The organism is Dickeya undicola (assembly GCF_000784735.1).
In the GTDB taxonomy this organism is placed as follows: domain Bacteria; phylum Pseudomonadota; class Gammaproteobacteria; order Enterobacterales; family Enterobacteriaceae; genus Dickeya; species Dickeya undicola.
In genome coordinates this window covers 63516-79376 of sequence record NZ_JSYG01000015.1, presented here as the reverse complement: position 1 = coordinate 79376, position 15861 = coordinate 63516, and the positions used below count along the sequence as shown (strand labels likewise).

General features: G+C 49.0%; 17 protein-coding genes. 10 read left to right on the top strand and 7 right to left on the bottom strand.

Annotated features, from left to right (window positions below):
- Window positions 1-130: 130 nt before the first annotated feature.
- Window positions 131-799: a DUF3313 domain-containing protein gene (locus OB87_RS07340; protein WP_033568794.1), complete on the bottom strand. Its 669-nt coding sequence runs from the start codon at window positions 797-799 to the stop codon at window positions 131-133.
- Between the two features lie 304 nt (window positions 800-1103).
- Window positions 1104-1796, bottom strand: coding sequence for an expansin EXLX1 family cellulose-binding protein (locus tag OB87_RS07335; protein WP_033568857.1), 693 nt, complete (start codon window positions 1794-1796; stop codon window positions 1104-1106).
- Between the two features lie 422 nt (window positions 1797-2218).
- Here OB87_RS07335 and OB87_RS07330 point away from each other — a divergent pair, with 422 nt between their 5' ends.
- From OB87_RS07330 to OB87_RS07315, 4 genes are all read left to right on the top strand, one after another.
- The gene (locus OB87_RS07330) at window positions 2219-2737 is read left to right on the top strand and encodes a ClbS/DfsB family four-helix bundle protein (protein ID WP_033568793.1); all 519 of its coding nucleotides are present in this window, start codon (window positions 2219-2221) and stop codon (window positions 2735-2737) included.
- A gap of 363 nt (window positions 2738-3100) precedes the next feature.
- On the top strand, window positions 3101-4105 hold the full coding sequence (locus OB87_RS07325) for an acyltransferase (protein WP_033568792.1): 1005 nt from the start codon (window positions 3101-3103) through the stop codon (window positions 4103-4105).
- A 270-nt stretch (window positions 4106-4375) separates the two neighbouring features.
- Entirely contained in the window at window positions 4376-4744 is a 369-nt protein-coding gene (locus tag OB87_RS07320) for a hypothetical protein (protein ID WP_081977363.1), read from the top strand.
- A gap of 5 nt (window positions 4745-4749) precedes the next feature.
- Window positions 4750-5310 carry an RNA polymerase sigma factor gene (locus OB87_RS07315; protein ID WP_033568790.1) on the top strand — a complete coding sequence of 187 codons (561 nt, stop codon included), beginning with the start codon at window positions 4750-4752 and terminating at the stop codon, window positions 5308-5310.
- A gap of 208 nt (window positions 5311-5518) precedes the next feature.
- On the opposite strand, the gene OB87_RS07310 is transcribed toward OB87_RS07315, so the two are convergent.
- Window positions 5519-5971, bottom strand: a complete 453-nt coding sequence (locus tag OB87_RS07310) for a GNAT family N-acetyltransferase (RefSeq protein WP_033568789.1) — start codon at window positions 5969-5971, stop codon at window positions 5519-5521.
- A gap of 260 nt (window positions 5972-6231) precedes the next feature.
- Here OB87_RS07310 and OB87_RS07305 point away from each other — a divergent pair, with 260 nt between their 5' ends.
- Both OB87_RS07305 and OB87_RS07300 read left to right on the top strand, forming a co-directional pair.
- Window positions 6232-7089, top strand: a complete 858-nt coding sequence (locus OB87_RS07305; protein WP_033568788.1) for a mannosyl-3-phosphoglycerate phosphatase-related protein — start codon at window positions 6232-6234, stop codon at window positions 7087-7089.
- Complete coding sequence (locus tag OB87_RS07300) at window positions 7082-8308, top strand: glycosyltransferase family protein (protein ID WP_033568787.1); 1227 nt, start codon at window positions 7082-7084, stop codon at window positions 8306-8308. Before OB87_RS07305 ends, OB87_RS07300 begins: the two co-directional genes overlap by 8 nt.
- 33 nt (window positions 8309-8341) lie before the next feature.
- Here OB87_RS07300 and OB87_RS07295 read toward each other — a convergent pair whose 3' ends face one another.
- Window positions 8342-9112 (bottom strand): class I SAM-dependent methyltransferase, encoded by a 771-nt coding sequence (locus OB87_RS07295; RefSeq protein WP_033568786.1) that lies wholly within the window; start codon window positions 9110-9112, stop codon window positions 8342-8344.
- A 343-nt stretch (window positions 9113-9455) separates the two neighbouring features.
- Between OB87_RS07295 and ydfG the strand changes: the two genes are divergently transcribed.
- The 3 genes from ydfG (at window position 9456) to OB87_RS07280 (ending at window position 11227) form a co-directional block, all read left to right on the top strand.
- Window positions 9456-10205, top strand: coding sequence for a bifunctional NADP-dependent 3-hydroxy acid dehydrogenase/3-hydroxypropionate dehydrogenase YdfG (ydfG, locus tag OB87_RS07290; RefSeq protein ID WP_033568785.1), 750 nt, complete (start codon window positions 9456-9458; stop codon window positions 10203-10205).
- A 300-nt stretch (window positions 10206-10505) separates the two neighbouring features.
- Complete coding sequence (locus tag OB87_RS07285; RefSeq protein WP_033568784.1) at window positions 10506-10862, top strand: DUF1283 family protein; 357 nt, start codon at window positions 10506-10508, stop codon at window positions 10860-10862.
- 77 nt (window positions 10863-10939) lie between these two features.
- Window positions 10940-11227, top strand: coding sequence for a DUF1161 domain-containing protein (locus OB87_RS07280; protein WP_050515668.1), 288 nt, complete (start codon window positions 10940-10942; stop codon window positions 11225-11227).
- Between the two features lie 80 nt (window positions 11228-11307).
- Here the strand turns inward: OB87_RS07280 and bioD are convergent, their stop codons facing one another.
- The 3 genes from bioD to OB87_RS07265 form a co-directional block, all read right to left on the bottom strand.
- Complete coding sequence (gene bioD, locus OB87_RS07275; RefSeq protein ID WP_033568783.1) at window positions 11308-11979, bottom strand: dethiobiotin synthase; 672 nt, start codon at window positions 11977-11979, stop codon at window positions 11308-11310.
- A gap of 151 nt (window positions 11980-12130) precedes the next feature.
- The gene (gene mlc / locus OB87_RS07270) at window positions 12131-13348 is read right to left on the bottom strand and encodes a sugar metabolism global transcriptional regulator Mlc (protein WP_033568782.1); all 1218 of its coding nucleotides are present in this window, start codon (window positions 13346-13348) and stop codon (window positions 12131-12133) included.
- A gap of 116 nt (window positions 13349-13464) precedes the next feature.
- Complete coding sequence (locus OB87_RS07265) at window positions 13465-14379, bottom strand: LysR family transcriptional regulator (protein ID WP_033568781.1); 915 nt, start codon at window positions 14377-14379, stop codon at window positions 13465-13467.
- 138 nt (window positions 14380-14517) lie between these two features.
- Between OB87_RS07265 and OB87_RS07260 the strand changes: the two genes are divergently transcribed.
- The gene (locus tag OB87_RS07260) at window positions 14518-15768 is read left to right on the top strand and encodes an MFS transporter (RefSeq protein WP_033568780.1); all 1251 of its coding nucleotides are present in this window, start codon (window positions 14518-14520) and stop codon (window positions 15766-15768) included.
- Window positions 15769-15861 lie beyond the last annotated feature (93 nt).

Below are 15861 nucleotides of genomic sequence, written 5' to 3'. Positions count from 1 at the left end.
CCCACACCGGCTGCTGATTAATGTTCCCGTTTACCGTCGGTTACGCACGTTATCTCCGATACTTCCAATACACACCATAAGATGAAACAGATAACCGACTCTCGGCTATCTGTTGTTTTTAACTAATCGCTTATTTTTTCAGGATGTCGGCCAGCTCTTCCGCCCCTTTATCAATCCCAACTTCAGCTGCACTTAATGAGCCAATACTGGCAGAGACATTCATCGCGTTCGGGTATTCTTTGGCAACATAGGCGTGGAGCAAACGATGGGACGTAGAGTCGTAGATTTCGACAGCGTAACTGACTGAGCCGCTGAACATACCTTCTTTCCCACGGATAGACTGCACAATGTTGTAAGGCCCACCGGCAAGGTCGAATTTGGTGAATGTTCCGACAACTTGTGTGGTAGTTTCTGCGCCGGTAAGCGTCAGTTTCAGACGTAAAACATCCGGCGCTGAGGCTGTCGCTGCGCTGAAACGCGGGCGCAGCGCCTCTTCGAACTTTGTTTGCATATAGGTGGCAAGTTGTTGCCTGTCAGACGCTGACATGTCGCCAAACTGATTGTCGCTGCCTGAATAAACCACGACAGGTTCAATGATAATGCTGTCGTATTTTTTCCAATCAACCGGGGCGGCATACCGGAAGGGAATTCGGTCTGATGCATCACCGCTGTTGGGGATCAGCATCGCTGATGACCCAATACCGGTGTAGCGTAAAGGTTGCTGGCTACCAGAGCACCCGGCCAACAAGAGGGCGAGAGTCACAATAGCGGGCTGGGCGGCCCGAGTGAATGCTTTCATTTGACGTATCCTGTAATAAAGAACTTGCTATTGAATGAAGTAACACTTCCCTGATGAAGGCAAAAACCTTCCTATACCGCGCTAACTCCGGGTTAACCCCATGTAGGAGGATTGCGCCAAACCATAACTAAACTGTACGGTATAGTTTTGCATTGGTGTTCTAAAGCTGTCAAGGGGATGTTGCGGGCAAGCGGCATGACATTGGCTATCAGAGGGGCGAAAGACGTGAAGGGGACTTAAAAAAGAGAGTTACCGGTTACACCGATAACTCTCACGACTCAACGGCATCTTGCCATCATGAAGATTAGGGAAGTTGTACTTTCCCAGTGATCAAATAGGCAGATGAGGTGCTGTCTGACATCGGTGGAAGTGTATCGCTTAATATATTCCCTTTGATATCGGTAAATTCGATCGGAATATCATTCTTACCAACGAATTCCAGAATAAAATGATTATAATCTGTTTTTGGCGCGCTTACCCACTGGCTACCGCGGAGATACTTCATCTCAATAATTGGGTATTTGACGTTTCTGAATTGCACCGCCGCCCAATAAGGATTCGAACCCTCTTTAACCCGGTACACCACATTACCGCTTATCGGCGCTTTTATCAGCTCCCACTGGATGTTAATTTTGCCATCTTGCAAATTACCAATTTTCTCGAAAGCATTGAATGATAAGTCCAGGGCGCAATCACCACCTTCAGGATATAAATCAGTGACATATACGATTGTGCTTCCCTTTGGACCGGTAACCTTGAGATAAGCACCGGCGAGTGTCGCTTTCACACCTTTATAGTCCAGCTGTGTCCTGTTTAACGCGGTTATCTCCATATCAGAGGGGATAGGGTCCAACAATAAAGCCCCACCGGAATAACCCGAACCGGTGGCGGTCGCATAGCCATAGCAGATATCGCCAAGCTCCCACGCAGCTTGAGCACTGTGGGCCAGAGGTAATAATACTGAAGAGATCAATAAAGCCTTTTTGAATTTCATCATATCCACGTCCATATATTTATTGATGTAAGATAAGAAGCACGTCCTGCTTCTCATTAATACTTTAAAATATCCACACCGCAATGAATGAGACAAATCCCAAAAAAACAATAAAAGCCATGCATCATAAATAAAGAAACTCTTTCCATGACGTTACTAAACAAACACCCAAAATAATACGAATTACAGAATAAAATGTGCCACGTTTTGGACAACGCAATACGTAAACCCTTTAGAGCCAGACTCATCCGAGTAAATCTCAGGGACTAATGACAGCGACTACACGCATGAACTCCTCAGCGCAGACCTTAAGCAATGCTTTTTCACCGCGCTTCCCCTGTCGTGATGAGTGGTACATAATTGATTTTCTTCAAACACCACGGATGCTTTCATACTCCTGCTTTAAAATTGAGAGGAAATGCTTGATGGGTGTGCCACAAACAAAGTCTGAACTGCTTTCCGCTATCGATAAAAATTTTATTAAATTAATCAGTTACCTTAACGCGATTCCCCCTGAACTCACTTCGGATAAATCGATGGAAGGCCATGCAAAAGGAACGGTGATGAGCGTAAGTGATCTTGTTGCGTATTTGCTGGGATGGCACACACTGGTGGTAAAATGGATAACCAGTGATGCAAAAGGTCAGCCTGTCGACTTCCCGGAAACCGGTTATAAGTGGAATCAACTGGGGCTCCTGGCGCAAAAGTTTTACAGAGATTACAAAGAATTGAATTACCAGTCATTAATAAATGACCTCCAGTCGGCAAAAGATGAAATAGTGAAGCTTATTGATGAGCGCACTCATGAAGAACTGTATGGAAAACCATGGTATGGCAAATGGACAATGGGTCGCATGATTTCATTTAACACATCATCACCCTATGCCAATGCGCAGGGAAGATTAAAAAAATGGGCAAAAAACAATCACATCAAGGTAAGGTAATCATCGGCATGGAATCACCACCGTGACATATTCATATGTGAAAATGGTGCAAACGGTCATGGTCGAGTGTTTTATGCGTGGAATGCTATTTTTACTGTGATATGATTAATCCATTCCCTAATTAGGATTATCCAAATTACCATTTTTGACCATTTAATCATCAACACCTTTGTGCGTTTCAACCAGTTATTGCATTTATTTATTGCAGCAGAAGTTTTCTCTCAGGCTAAAACGCTGTGGTTCGGGAATAGGTAGCGCGAACTCAAATAGCAAAGCATTACCAGCGTCAGTTCTGATTGTGATCTGAGAAAATAATTTCACTTTGAATTATTCATCATAAGAATAAAAAGAGAACATAATAAAATGGAATGGCTTTATATAGCGAGGATTTTGTCAACCTTTGCTGTTATCGTTTTGCATATCTCTGCTTACACTGTCACTCAGGCTGAGCTTGGCTCGTTTTCCTGGTGGGTAGGTAATTTGTATGACTCTTCAGTCCGTTGGTGCGTTCCTGTTTTTATTATGATTAGTGGGGCACTATTACTTCCCCCTGAAAGAATAGACAGTCTATCTGTTTTTTATAAAAAAAGGATGAGCAAGATACTGGTTCCATTGATTTTTTGGTCTTTACTCTTTATTTTATGGGGTGTATTTAAAACCAAATTCAACGGCGAGGGAGAGGGTAATATATTAAAAAATATTATTGCCGGAAGGCCTTATTACCATCTGTGGTTTTTGTACATGATAATAGGGCTTTATGTATTCACGCCTCTGATTAGGATTTTAGTCGCTAACACAAATAAATCTCAGCTATTGTTTTTTGCTTTACTGATGTTTGCTTTTTGCTCTTTAAGTGACATGCATCGATTTTCTATTGGGAGCCGTGATTTCTTTTTTATTAATGAGTCTATTTATTATCTTCCGTATTTCATCTGCGGTCATTTAATCGCTAAAACCCGCACCACCAGGACAATCTCATTTTACATTTTTATATTTATAATCTCACTTTTTGCAACCTGTGCTGGGTGCTATTTTCTTTCATCTTTTTCAGGGAAAGAGTCAGGCATTTACTTTTACAGTTACTTAAGCGTCAATGTCATAGTGATGTCTATTTCCTTTATGCAGATTTTGAAATTTACTCATTTGAATGCCTCTCACCATGATAAATTGAAGTTTTTATCTGATGTTAGTTTAGGCGTTTATTTAATCCATCCAGTTTTTGTTGAGTCTCTTTATTATCTGGCCGCAAGGCGATGGCTCGATTACTCCATCATTACCATACCGTTGATGTCCATTATTGTTTTCGCATGTTGCGTGGTTTCGGTATTTTTTATAAAAAAAATTCCTTACTTAAGAAGAGTGGTGTAATTTTAGCCGCCCTGCTATGCGCCGGGGTACGGAAAACTGAGAAACGCCAGAATGTAGGGGCAAACGGTTGAGAGCAGTACCACGGAGTCAGTCTGATCATGAATAAGCTGGTGGCTGCTAAAGCGTCTTTTCGATTTTTTTCAAATTTTCAGCAATATTTTTCCCGCTCATTCGTCTACTACATCATAGGCAATTTATCCGCAAATGTGATGAGGTAACAATATGGTGAGAAATCGGCACGGTCGAGGTTATGGCTTCCATGGGCATCGGATGGTAAAACCGCTATTGATTGCCCTTGTGCTGTTTGTCGTACTGGGGCTACTGGTGATGTCGTTATGGAATGCGTTGTTACCAGCAATTATAGGGGTAAAAAGTATTGGTTTCTGGCAGGCTCTGGGGTTGCTGGTACTGAGTCGCATTCTTTTTGGCGGATTGGGATTTCGGCCTGGGATGTTTGGTAAGGAACGCGAGCATCGCCGTATGCACGAGCGTTGGATGCAAATGACACCGGAACAGCGTGACGAATTTATCCGGCAGCGTCGTGACGGGTTTGACCATCGTGATCGCTGCAACTGGCACGGGCGTCATCATGATAGCAACCCGGCCGACGCAACCCCTAAAACACCGGAAGCTGAGTAAACGTGATGAAAGCCGAAATGGCGGGGGAGTCGTTGCTGGTTTCAGCCATCAAAGCCTGTCGGCCACGGTTAATTGCTTTTATCCGTGGCCGACAGGCTGTGCGTGATGACGCTGACGATATTTTGCAGGAAGTTACTTATCAGTTGATGACGGTGGAACAGCCGGTGGAAAACATCGCCGCCTGGTTGTTTCGTGCTGCGCGTAACGAGATGACCGACCTTGCACGTAAAAAACGCGAACTGCCGTTGTCCGGATATTTCATTGACGATGATGTCGGAGATTCCCCGGAGGATGAACTGGCAGAAACGCTATTCGGCACACCACAAACGCCGGAAGATGAGTATCTTAAGGCGTTATTGTGGGATGAACTGGACGCGGCGTTATCTGAATTGCCATCCGCACAACGTGAGGTGTTCGACAAGACCGAGTTGCAGGGCTACAGCTATAACGAGCTGGCAGAAGAAACGGGCGTCAGTGTTCAGGCGCTGTTATCACGCAAACAGAAAGCCGTTCTCTACCTGCGCACGCGGCTACGCCATGTCTACGATGCGCTAACAGCAGAGTAGTTAGCGTCACGGTTGGGCAGTGGTGTGTTCTTGTGCGGATTGTCGTGATTTGACTAAGCATGTGACAAGCGTATGGGGGAAGCGCCTCTTACACCTTATTTAACATAATATACATTATGCGAACCAAGATGGAATCAGGCAGGTTCTGGCATTTTTGGCTGGTAATCCTCGTGCAGTTATGACGTACTGTTCTGCCTGTATTCAGGCTTTACCTTAAGGTTTTTTCCAGCCTAAGGATATCCGCCGATTCATTGACTTGCCTAAAGCCATGACGTAGGTAAAGCCCTTTGGCCGGATTATCCCGAAAGGCACAAATACGCAGACTTTTTAGCCCCTGTTGCTGTGCTTGCTCTTCAACGTGTTCCAGTACCCAAGTCCCAATACCTTTTTGTTGCCACTGTGGGTAAAGCTGCAAATCGTTTATCAGGCAAAACGAAGCCTGAGTATTAATCTGCTGACTGACAAACCCGGCTGTCTGTTGATGAGAACAGATAACCGATACATCGAGTGAATTCAGCAAGGTACTGTAGCGCGCTTCATTCCAGATCAAACCATAACGCTGATAGTAATCCATCATATTTACTCTGCTTAACTCGCCTATCCATTGGTAATCAGTTCGGCTGGCTTTGATCAGCCGCAGGCCTTGCATCCCGGTCGTCATGAGTACGCTCTTCAAATTGAGTTCATCAATAGCTTTTACCTTATGCTTAGTCCTGATTTTTCACCAGCAGTTTACTTCACGGGTCATTTGGGTACTGAATTTGCGAAAACTGTGATCTAGGCATAGGCTTAATAAAGCATCAGAATAATTTTTATCAAAATAATCAGGCAAATAGTGTTTCCCACCCGATCCGCATGTCAGTTTGTCTTGTTGCTGTACTCTGGATAATCAGTACCTGCCGAGCGCCTATAGGAGACAAAATGCCCGAATTGACTAAAAACGTGGTTATTTTTACCGATCTTGATGGCTCGCTATTGGACCACGATACCTATCGTTGGGATGAGGCTCGTCCGTGTCTGAGGCAACTTCGTTCTCACCAGGTCCCGGTGGTTATCACGACCAGTAAGACTGCAGCGGAAATTGTGCCTATTCAGCAAACGCTGGCATTGCACGACATGCCAGCCATCGTGGAAAACGGCGCACATATTCTGCTACCCACATCCTGGCAAACAGGGGTTCAGACATCACCGCCGCCCATCCCACAGACTTATTCCGACATCTGCCGACAGTTGCAGGCCTTACGTGAACAGTATGGATTCTCTTTCCATAGTTTTGTCGATATGGACGATGCTGAAGTGGCAGTTGCCACCGGTCTGACTCGGCCGCAGGCGGCACTGGCTCGCCAACGCACTGCTTCGGAACCCTTGCTGTGGCAAGGGGATGCCGCATCACTCGACATGTTTAAGACGTGTTTGGCCCAACACCACTTGTCACTAACCGAAGGCGGCCGTTTTTTTCACGTGATGCATGAAGGCACCAGTAAAGGCACCGCCGTGAGCTGGTTGACGCAATATATTGCATCGAGAACCCACTCGTTGCCTGTCACCGTTGGCTTAGGTGATGGGCCGAATGACATTTCTCTGCTGGAGGCAACTGATTATGCCGTCATCATTAAAGGGCGCGTCAGTGAAAAAGTGACATTGTCACGAAACTTTCGTGGTCAATCCTATCGTACTCAGGCCGCCGGACCGGCTGGCTGGAGTGAAGGATTACGCTATTTTATCAGCCGATATGGGCTGAATGGCTTGATTGACAAGGGAGAAGTACAACATGAGTGAGTTTTATCAGGATGGCATTATTACCAACTTTCATAACCTTACCCGACGTAGCGTAGAGGAACTGGAATACGAACTACAGGTATTTTCTGGTCAAAGCAGTATGGGGCTGATCCTCCCTTCCCTGTTTTCAGAACTGGAAGGCCCGGCGCTAGGCAAGATTATCGATATGCTAGCCCAGGTTCCCTATTTGTCTGAGATTGTCATCGGTCTTGATCGGGCGGACCGCGATCAGTTCCTGTTTGCCCGTCAATTCTTCTCCCGGCTCCCACAGCGGCACCGCATTCTGTGGAATGACGGCCCGCGTCTGACCCGGCTCAGCCAGGAACTGGCCGACAAGGAACTGGCACCAATGGAACAGGGAAAGGGGCGAAATGTCTGGTTTTGCGTCGGTTATACCCTGGCATCACGCCGTACTGCCTGTATCGCCCTGCATGATTGTGACATTGTCACTTATGATCGCGCAATGCTGGCTCGCCTGCTCTACCCGATCGCCAATCCCTATTTTCACTACGACTTTTGTAAAGGCTACTATGCGCGGGTAGCCGAGGGGAAATTAAACGGGCGCGTCGGACGGTTACTGGTATTCCCGCTGTTGAAATCGTTGCAAAGCGTTTACGGTAATTCAGATTATCTCGACTACATGCGCAGTTTCCGCTACCCGTTATCCGGTGAGTTCGCCATGCGCAGCCATGTATTACGTAATTTGCGCATCCCGAGCGACTGGGGGCTGGAGATCGGCATGTTATCGGAAATCCATCGCGGAACGGCGACTAGCCGTATCTGCCAGGTAGATATTGCTGATAACTATGACCACAAACATCAGCCGATATCGGAAAACGACCCCAGTTCAGGGTTGCAACGTATGGCAATGGACATCACCAAAGCGCTGTACCGCAAACTGGCGATTCAGGGCGTCAACATCACCACCGATTCATTCCGGGTACTGCGCGCCACTTACTACCGCACTGCGTTGGATATGATCGACTCGTTTGAACACGATGCACGCATGAACGGCCTGCATTTTGACCGGCATACCGAGGAATCGGCGGTGGAGCTGTTTGCCGATGTCATTACCCTATCCGGCCAGGCATACAGCGAAAGTCCGGGAGATAAACCGTTTGTACCCAGTTGGAACCGAGTTCAGTCGGCATTCCCTGATATTCTGGAGCGGTTGTACGACGCCGTTGAAGCAGACAATCAGGAAATGAACGGCGTATAACACCATTGTATCGCCCCCGAAGGGGCGATAACTTTACCCTTTACTGACGACGATAAAGGCAATATCAGTGGTGAATGAGCCATCCTGTCGAATGTTGTAATGGCGAGTGACCTCAGCGGACATCTGTTGCTGCAAAGCACGAATGGCGGTGACAAAATGTTCAGGGGTTCTCATGCGTGCCACCCAACTCTGGAACTCCAGATGCAAATGTGAAGTTTGCAGCGAACGTATTGTCAGCCCGGCTTCGCCCAACATCGTCAGCCACTCACCCGGCGTATAATTGCGCACGTGTGAGGTGTCGCGCAGCATTTCTACGGTTTGTAAATACACATCCAGTACTGGGTGCCCAGGGGAAACCACATCCATGAGAATGGCTTCACCTCCTGGTTTCAGCACCCTTTTTACTTCCCGTAAGGCTTGCCCGACATCCTGCCAGTGATGGGCCGAATAACGACTAACCACCACGTCAACGCTGTCATCAGCAAACGGCAACGACTCCGCCACCGCCTGCTGAGTGCTGATATTGGTCAGGCCTTTTTCCTGTGCGGCGCTGGCGACGACATCCAGCATACGCGGCGACAAATCGCACGCCACCACGTTGTCGACCAGGCTGGCAACGGTAAAGCTGACATGACCGGCACCGCAGCCCAAGTCCAGCACGCTGGCATGGTTTTTACCCTGTAGACGGCGAGCCAATTCGGCCAAATCTTCTCCCTGCGCATGAACGGCACTGTTCAGATAGGCGTTGGCCTGTTCGCCAAATTGTTGCTCAACAGACTGCTGGTGACTTTTACTGCTTTCCATGTGTATTCCTTACCTGTGTTATCAATACCGGACCAATAATTGCCTCGACGAAACCATTATCCCGATAAAGAAAACTACCGTGAAAAAACGCGTGTGACAAACCCGTTTTAGCCAGGCTGGAATCCTGCCCGACGTTATGTTTGTAACATACTGCAAATGTGGGGACTATCTGCGAGGCTTACCGAAAAGCTCAATGCTGACATAGAGATAGCATCAAGGTTAAGGTATGCTCATTGTTATGATGGTGTCATCGCGGTCGAAGGGCTGACTTTTTCGATATGTAGCACAACGTCATCAGGTTAGTTCGGGATCACTGCAGTCAGGAATGAAAGAGGAAAAACGCATGATTATTTTTGTTACCGGTGCAACGGCGGGATTCGGTGAAGCGATTACCCGGCGGTTTATCAAGGAAGGCCATCAAGTCATCGCTACTGGCCGCCGACAGGATCGCCTTGATGCGCTGAAAGCCGAGTTTGGTGACGCGCTTCTCACATTGCGCCTCGATGTGCGCGATCGACAGGCTATCGAGCAGGCTATCGCCGCTCTGCCTGCTGAATGGCAAAAAATTGATGTGCTGGTTAACAACGCCGGTCTGGCATTGGGGCTGGAGCCTGCTCACAAAGCCAACGTCAGTGACTGGGAAACCATGATCGATACCAACAATAAGGGGCTGGTGTTCATGACCCATGCGTTGCTGCCGGAAATGGTGAAGCGCAATGCCGGTCATATCATCAATATCGGCTCCACTGCGGGTAACTGGCCTTATCAGGGCGGGAACGTCTACGGTGCCAGCAAGGCGTTTGTGCGCCAGTTCAGTCTGGGGCTGCGCGCTGACCTCTCCGGCACTCAAGTGCGGGTGACCAACATTGAGCCGGGTCTGGTGGGCGGAACCGAGTTTTCTGCCGTTCGTTTCAAAGGGGATGAGGCCAGGGTCAGCCAGACGTATGACAAATCCAACCCGCTGACGCCGGAAGATGTGACAGAAGCGGTATTTTGGGTCGCGACGCTACCGGCTCACGTCAACATCAACACGCTGGAAATGATGCCTGTTAGCCAAACCTACGGTGGCCTGAAGGTGACTCGCGACGAGTAAATCCCCTTCTTGACGTTTCGGCGCGGCATCGGTTAACGATTGCCACGTCGTACACCAACATCGGGCGCAAGGAGAAAACCATCACAACCTCTTTAGCGCCTATTGAGATAGGCTCTTCGCCCGTTTGTTATTATTCAGGAATAGACCCGCGCCGCTAAGTATGTACGGGTCAGCGAGGGCGTTTTCTTGAATATTTCGGGTCGGTTATAGTTTGGTTATGGCAGCGGATGCTATAGTCACCGTTATGATTCTTGGTTATGACAACGATCGTATTTACAGAAATTCCTGTCTGGGTGAAACATGCAGAAAAAAACACGTAACTTACTCTTTCTTCTTACTTCATCGCTGTTTAGTCTGAGTCTCTGCCAGTCTGTACAGGCAGCACAACATATCATTATTGATAACGGTAACAGTGCGTTATCCAAAGAAGCTGCGCGTCAGAGCAGTGAAGATTGGAACGAAACACGCACTTTGCGTAATAAACTCAACAAGCATCTTGAAAAGCGGGTCGACAAGGCTGACAGAGATTTCGACAAGGCGGATAGGGCTGAAGCGCTGGAAGAAAAATGTAAAGCCAGCTCTAATTTCAATGCGTATTGGGAACCCAATTCATTACGTTGCCTTGACCGTCGCTCTGGCCGCCCGGTAACGCCCTGATCGTTCACCTCATCCGGCTACGGATTTATCAGCTTATTACTGGGTGGATAAATCCGTCGAATCGTCAGGAGGATATGATGAAGAAAGTAATGCTCACCGGTACGCTGTTACTGTTGTTTACACCACTAATGGTGCAAGCCTCCTGCGAGCGCGTTCGTGATGATATTGCCCGCAAGATTATCGCGAACGGTGTACCTGCGTCGGGTTTTGAGCTGGATATTGTGCCTAATGATCAGGTTAGCCAGCATGGTGGGCAGGTTGTTGGTCATTGCGAACAGGATACGCAAAAAATTGTCTATGTCCGCCTGTCCGATGACTCCGATGTGCTGCCCCAATCTGTGGCACCGACCGGCAAACCTCGCTGACTGGGTTTGATGGATAACCTGATGCAACTATCAAACATGCCCTGCTCTTTAAGATAACAAACAGGGCATGTTGACCAGATTTAGAACGACTGCTTTATCGCGGAAAGGTCAATATAAGCGGACAAGTCACGCTGTTCGGCACGAGGCAGATACGGTAATTCCCCCAATTGAGGCGCGGGGATTTTTTCGCGCAGAGCGTGAATGATTTCAGCATAGTTGGCCAGCCCCGGATTAATACGGTTCGCCACCCAACCCACCAGCGGCAGCCCATCGTTAATAACGGCTTGCGCCGTCAACAGCGCATGGTTAATGCAACCGAGCTTGATCCCCACCACCAGCACAACCGGCAATTGCTCCTGAACGACCCACTCCGAATAAGTTCGCATATCGTTCATCAGGGTACGCCAGCCGCCGCTGCCTTCGACGATAACCATATCCGACAATTCACTCAGTTGGTTCAACCCCTCGGTCATCGCGCAGTAATTGATCTCCAGCTCGCTGGCACTGATCTCATCTTCCTGCAACGACACAGGATTGACCTGCTGGTAGGTTAATGGGATCGACGACGCTTCCTGTAACACCAGCGCATCTTTGTTGCGCAATCCCTCTTCGGTTTCCGTACAGCTCTTGGCAACAGGTTTATAACCCACGACGGTTTTGCCCGTTTTCGTCAGCGCCTGTAATAACGCCTTCGACACCACCGTTTTCCCCACGGCAGTATCCGTTCCTGTAACAAACATACGCTTTAACATGAAAACACCACTCCAGCAGGCCCCACCTGAACAATAAACCTCAAAACACTTACTATGAGTCCAAAGTCTAGGGGATGGGCCGCCAGAGCGGCTTGCGTTAGCGCAATGTTTTGTCGGTCAACGGGAAACCACATCGTGATTAAGCAGTTGATTAGCCTTGCATCAGTTTAATTAGCAAGGAGCCGTTATAGAGTGCATCCTTGATGAGCGCCGCACCAGGTACGGTTCCCTGATTATAGAAATGGGTGGACGTCACCTGCAGGTGGTGACTGTAAGCTGGCAATGCCTGACGGCGAATACAGTCGATAATGGCAGGATACAGGATATCCGCGGCCTGATTCAGCGGCGAACCGATCAGAATTTTTTCCGGATTGAACAAATTAACCATGATGGCGGTAATACGCCCCACGTTATTGCCGACATCCACAATGATATCTTTCGCCAGTTGATCCCCCTTCAGCGCCGCGTCGCATAAAGACTCAACGGTTAATGGCGAGCCGTGCAGTAGCGAACTCATTGACCCTTTCAGGCGCTGCTGAGCCAGCTCCAGCATACTCTCTATGCTAGCGACAGTTTCCAGACAACCGTGATTACCGCAATAGCAACGCTTGCCGTAAGGGTCGACCTGGGTATGACCAATTTCCACCAGTGTTCGGCTACCCGCATGTAGGATGCGGCCACCAGTAATCACACCGGCACCAACGTTATGGTCAATGACAATCTGGATGACGTTTTGGCAACCGCGAGATGCGCCGAATAGCGCCTCTGCCATCGTCCAGGCGCAGATATCATGCTGTAAGTAAACCGGCACGCCGGTACGTTTTTCCAGCGCCGGGCCGATCTCCATCTCTTCCACGTCGTAAAACGGCATCCGATGAATTATGCCAGTGGATGAATCCACCATACCCGGCGACGTGATGGCAATCGCCGTCAGCCGTTCCAGTTTGCGCTGGTGACGAATAAAAAACTGGTCGATTTCAATCAGTATGCGGTCAAGCAATGACTGAGGATGCTCTTTAGGTAAATCAACCTGATCTTCCACAACCAGATGACCGCTGAGATCACGCAGAGCCAACGTCATGACCTGGTTGCTGATCCGTACCGACAGGTAGTGCCAGGCTTCGGTATCCAAAACCAAGCCGATGGCTGGTCGCCCGCGGCTGCCCATTTCCTGATACTCGGTTTCCCGTACCAGATGGGCCTCCATCAGTTCGCGCACAATTTTGGTAATGCTGGCAGGAGCAAGCTGGGCCTGTTTTGACAACTCGATGCGGGAGATGGGGCCATGTTCATCGATCAGGCGATAAACGCCACCTGCATTCATCTGTTTAATCTGATCGATGTGTCCCGGCTGACCACTGACAATCACTCTGAAACGGCTCCTGCGACTAGGCGTAATCAGTATTTTTTACGCTGTAAAATAAAAAACTGAGGCTATGGTGGAGCTTTTGTAAATAGCCGTCAAATATTTGATTCGATATGTGATTAACTGCACATATTTTTGACGGTACTGCCCAGCATAAGTGTGATCAGCGTTTGAGCTGCGGTGTTCAACGGCCGGTGTTGATGGGTAACTAACCACATTTCACTGATAGCGTCTTTCTCTTGCAGCGACAGATATTTGACGCCATCCACCCGAATACGGCGGAATGAAGCCGGTAGCAGAGACACCCCCAGGCCGGAAGACACCAGCCCGATAATGGTCATCGCTTCGCCGACTTCCTGAGTGATGTACGGGGTAATGCCGTATTTCTTGAGCAACGTTAGCACTTCGTCGTACAACGCGGTCCCGACTTCTCGGGCGAAAAATACAAACGGCTCATTGGCTAACTGCTGAATACTGATGTGACCACCAGGGGCGGCAGCAAGCGGATGTTCTTCATGCACCACCGCAACCATCGGCTCATGCAGCAACAACTGATGACGTAGTGGTTCCGGCAACGGATTGTTGCGCATTACCCCCAGGTCCAGTTTGCCGTCAAGTAGCGGCTCAATCTGCTGCTTGGTGTTGATCTCCAGCATTTGGATATGCACTTCGGGATAATGCTGACGAAACTGCAACAAACTGCGCGACACCTGTTTGACGAAAGGTGCCGATGAGGTGAAACCGATATTGAGTTCCCCAATTTCCCCTCGTTGGATACGAGCGGCGCGTTCCGCTGCCTGATTAACCTGATTGATGATGGCCCAGGCTTCCTTCAAAAACAGCTCGCCTGCCTGGGTCAGCCGCACGTTACGATTATTTCGATCCAGCAGTTGAGCACCAATCTTTTCTTCCAGCGCCTGTATCTGCTGACTGAGCGGCGGTTGGGAGATATGCAGCTTTTCAGCCGCTCGCCCAAAATGAAGTTCTTCTGCTACAGCGATAAAGTAGCGTAAATGTCTGAGTTCGATATTCATATTTATAAAATATCATTATTAATGATTAATATATTATACAAAACAATCAGGCCAAATCTATGATGCGCTCACTGATGCTTTTGCCGTATTTTTTCCGGATAAGGATTGATTTTGAGTACCCCGCTGTCTGCACAAGGAATGTCCGTTTCTGTCACCGATGACATCCAATCTCGACGCGACACCCAAGCGCCTGTTTGTAAAAATCCATTTATCACCCGAGGTACGCCAACGTTCATTCGCGTCACACTGGCTCTGTTTTCCGCCGGTCTGGCAACGTTTGCCTTACTGTACTGCGTACAACCGATATTGCCGGTACTGTCGCAGGCGTTTGGTGTGTCACCGGCGACCAGTAGCCTGTCGCTCTCTGTCTCCACCATTACCATGGCGGTCGGGCTGTTATTTACCGGCCCGCTGTCGGACACCATCGGTCGTAAAAATGTGATGGTGGTATCCCTGCTGCTGGCCTCGGTCTGTACCCTGATTGGTTCGATGATGACGAACTGGACCGGGCTACTGGCTATGCGAGCGCTGGTCGGTTTATCACTCAGTGGCGTAGCCGCGGTGGCAATGACGTATCTGAGCGAGGAGATTCATCCCAGCGTGGTGGCGTTCTCCATGGGGCTATACATCAGCGGCAACTCTATTGGCGGCATGAGCGGACGCCTGCTGACCGGGGTTATTACCGATTTTTTCAACTGGCGAGTCTCTGTTGCCAGCATCGGTGTTGTCGCGCTGTTGGCCTCGCTGACATTTTGGCGGATATTGCCTGACTCCCGCCATTTTCGTGCAGGTTCATTGCGGCCTAAAACACTGTGGATCAATGTCCGCCTGCATTGGCGTGACGCAGGCTTGCCGTTGCTGTTCGCCGAGGGCTTCCTGCTGATGGGGACTTTTGTCACCCTGTTCAACTACATTGGTTATCGGTTGCTGGGTGCCCCCTATAACTTAAGTCAGACTGTCGTAGGATTGTTGTCGGTAGTCTACCTGACCGGTAGCTACGCCTCCCCGCGCGCGGGGGCGATGATCGCCCGCTTTGGTCGGGGGCCGGTGCTGGTCGGCAGTGTTGCCCTGATGTTGTCCGGACTGTTGTTGACCCTGTTCAGCTCGCTGCTGGTCATGTTCGTCGGGATGATGCTCTTTGCCGCCGGTTTTTTTGCTTCCCATTCGGTCGCCAGTAGCTGGATTGGCGTGCGGGCGCTGCGGGCCAGAGGCCAGGCATCATCCCAATATCTGTTCTGTTATTATCTGGGGTCGAGCCTGGCTGGCACCTCCGGCGGTTTCTTCTGGTATCACTACGGTTGGACGGGTTTAGTGCTGTTTCTGTCATGCCTGCTGATACTGGCACTGTGGATCGGATGGAAACTGAAGTCCCTGAAAAACACAGTGTAATTCAGCACTTATGGTATTATTTCAACTCACCGGACCTGACCACATAGGCCGGTGAGTCCCCCACCGTCGCTCTCCGCTTTTCCCGCTGTTAAA

Coding starts and splice junctions, on each gene's coding strand:
- OB87_RS07340 (WP_033568794.1), bottom strand. CDS start 799: ATGAAAGCATTCACTCGGGCCGCCCAGCCCGCTATTGTGACTCTCGCC.
- OB87_RS07335 (WP_033568857.1), bottom strand. CDS start 1,796: ATGATGAAATTCAAAAAGGCTTTATTGATCTCTTCAGTATTATTACCT.
- OB87_RS07330 (WP_033568793.1), top strand. CDS start 2,219: ATGGGTGTGCCACAAACAAAGTCTGAACTGCTTTCCGCTATCGATAAA.
- OB87_RS07325 (WP_033568792.1), top strand. CDS start 3,101: ATGGAATGGCTTTATATAGCGAGGATTTTGTCAACCTTTGCTGTTATC.
- OB87_RS07320 (WP_081977363.1), top strand. CDS start 4,376: ATGGTAAAACCGCTATTGATTGCCCTTGTGCTGTTTGTCGTACTGGGG.
- OB87_RS07315 (WP_033568790.1), top strand. CDS start 4,750: ATGAAAGCCGAAATGGCGGGGGAGTCGTTGCTGGTTTCAGCCATCAAA.
- OB87_RS07310 (WP_033568789.1), bottom strand. CDS start 5,971: ATGACGACCGGGATGCAAGGCCTGCGGCTGATCAAAGCCAGCCGAACT.
- OB87_RS07305 (WP_033568788.1), top strand. CDS start 6,232: ATGCCCGAATTGACTAAAAACGTGGTTATTTTTACCGATCTTGATGGC.
- OB87_RS07300 (WP_033568787.1), top strand. CDS start 7,082: ATGAGTGAGTTTTATCAGGATGGCATTATTACCAACTTTCATAACCTT.
- OB87_RS07295 (WP_033568786.1), bottom strand. CDS start 9,112: ATGGAAAGCAGTAAAAGTCACCAGCAGTCTGTTGAGCAACAATTTGGC.
- ydfG (WP_033568785.1), top strand. CDS start 9,456: ATGATTATTTTTGTTACCGGTGCAACGGCGGGATTCGGTGAAGCGATT.
- OB87_RS07285 (WP_033568784.1), top strand. CDS start 10,506: ATGCAGAAAAAAACACGTAACTTACTCTTTCTTCTTACTTCATCGCTG.
- OB87_RS07280 (WP_050515668.1), top strand. CDS start 10,940: ATGAAGAAAGTAATGCTCACCGGTACGCTGTTACTGTTGTTTACACCA.
- bioD (WP_033568783.1), bottom strand. CDS start 11,979: ATGTTAAAGCGTATGTTTGTTACAGGAACGGATACTGCCGTGGGGAAA.
- OB87_RS07265 (WP_033568781.1), bottom strand. CDS start 14,379: ATGAATATCGAACTCAGACATTTACGCTACTTTATCGCTGTAGCAGAA.
- OB87_RS07260 (WP_033568780.1), top strand. CDS start 14,518: ATGTCCGTTTCTGTCACCGATGACATCCAATCTCGACGCGACACCCAA.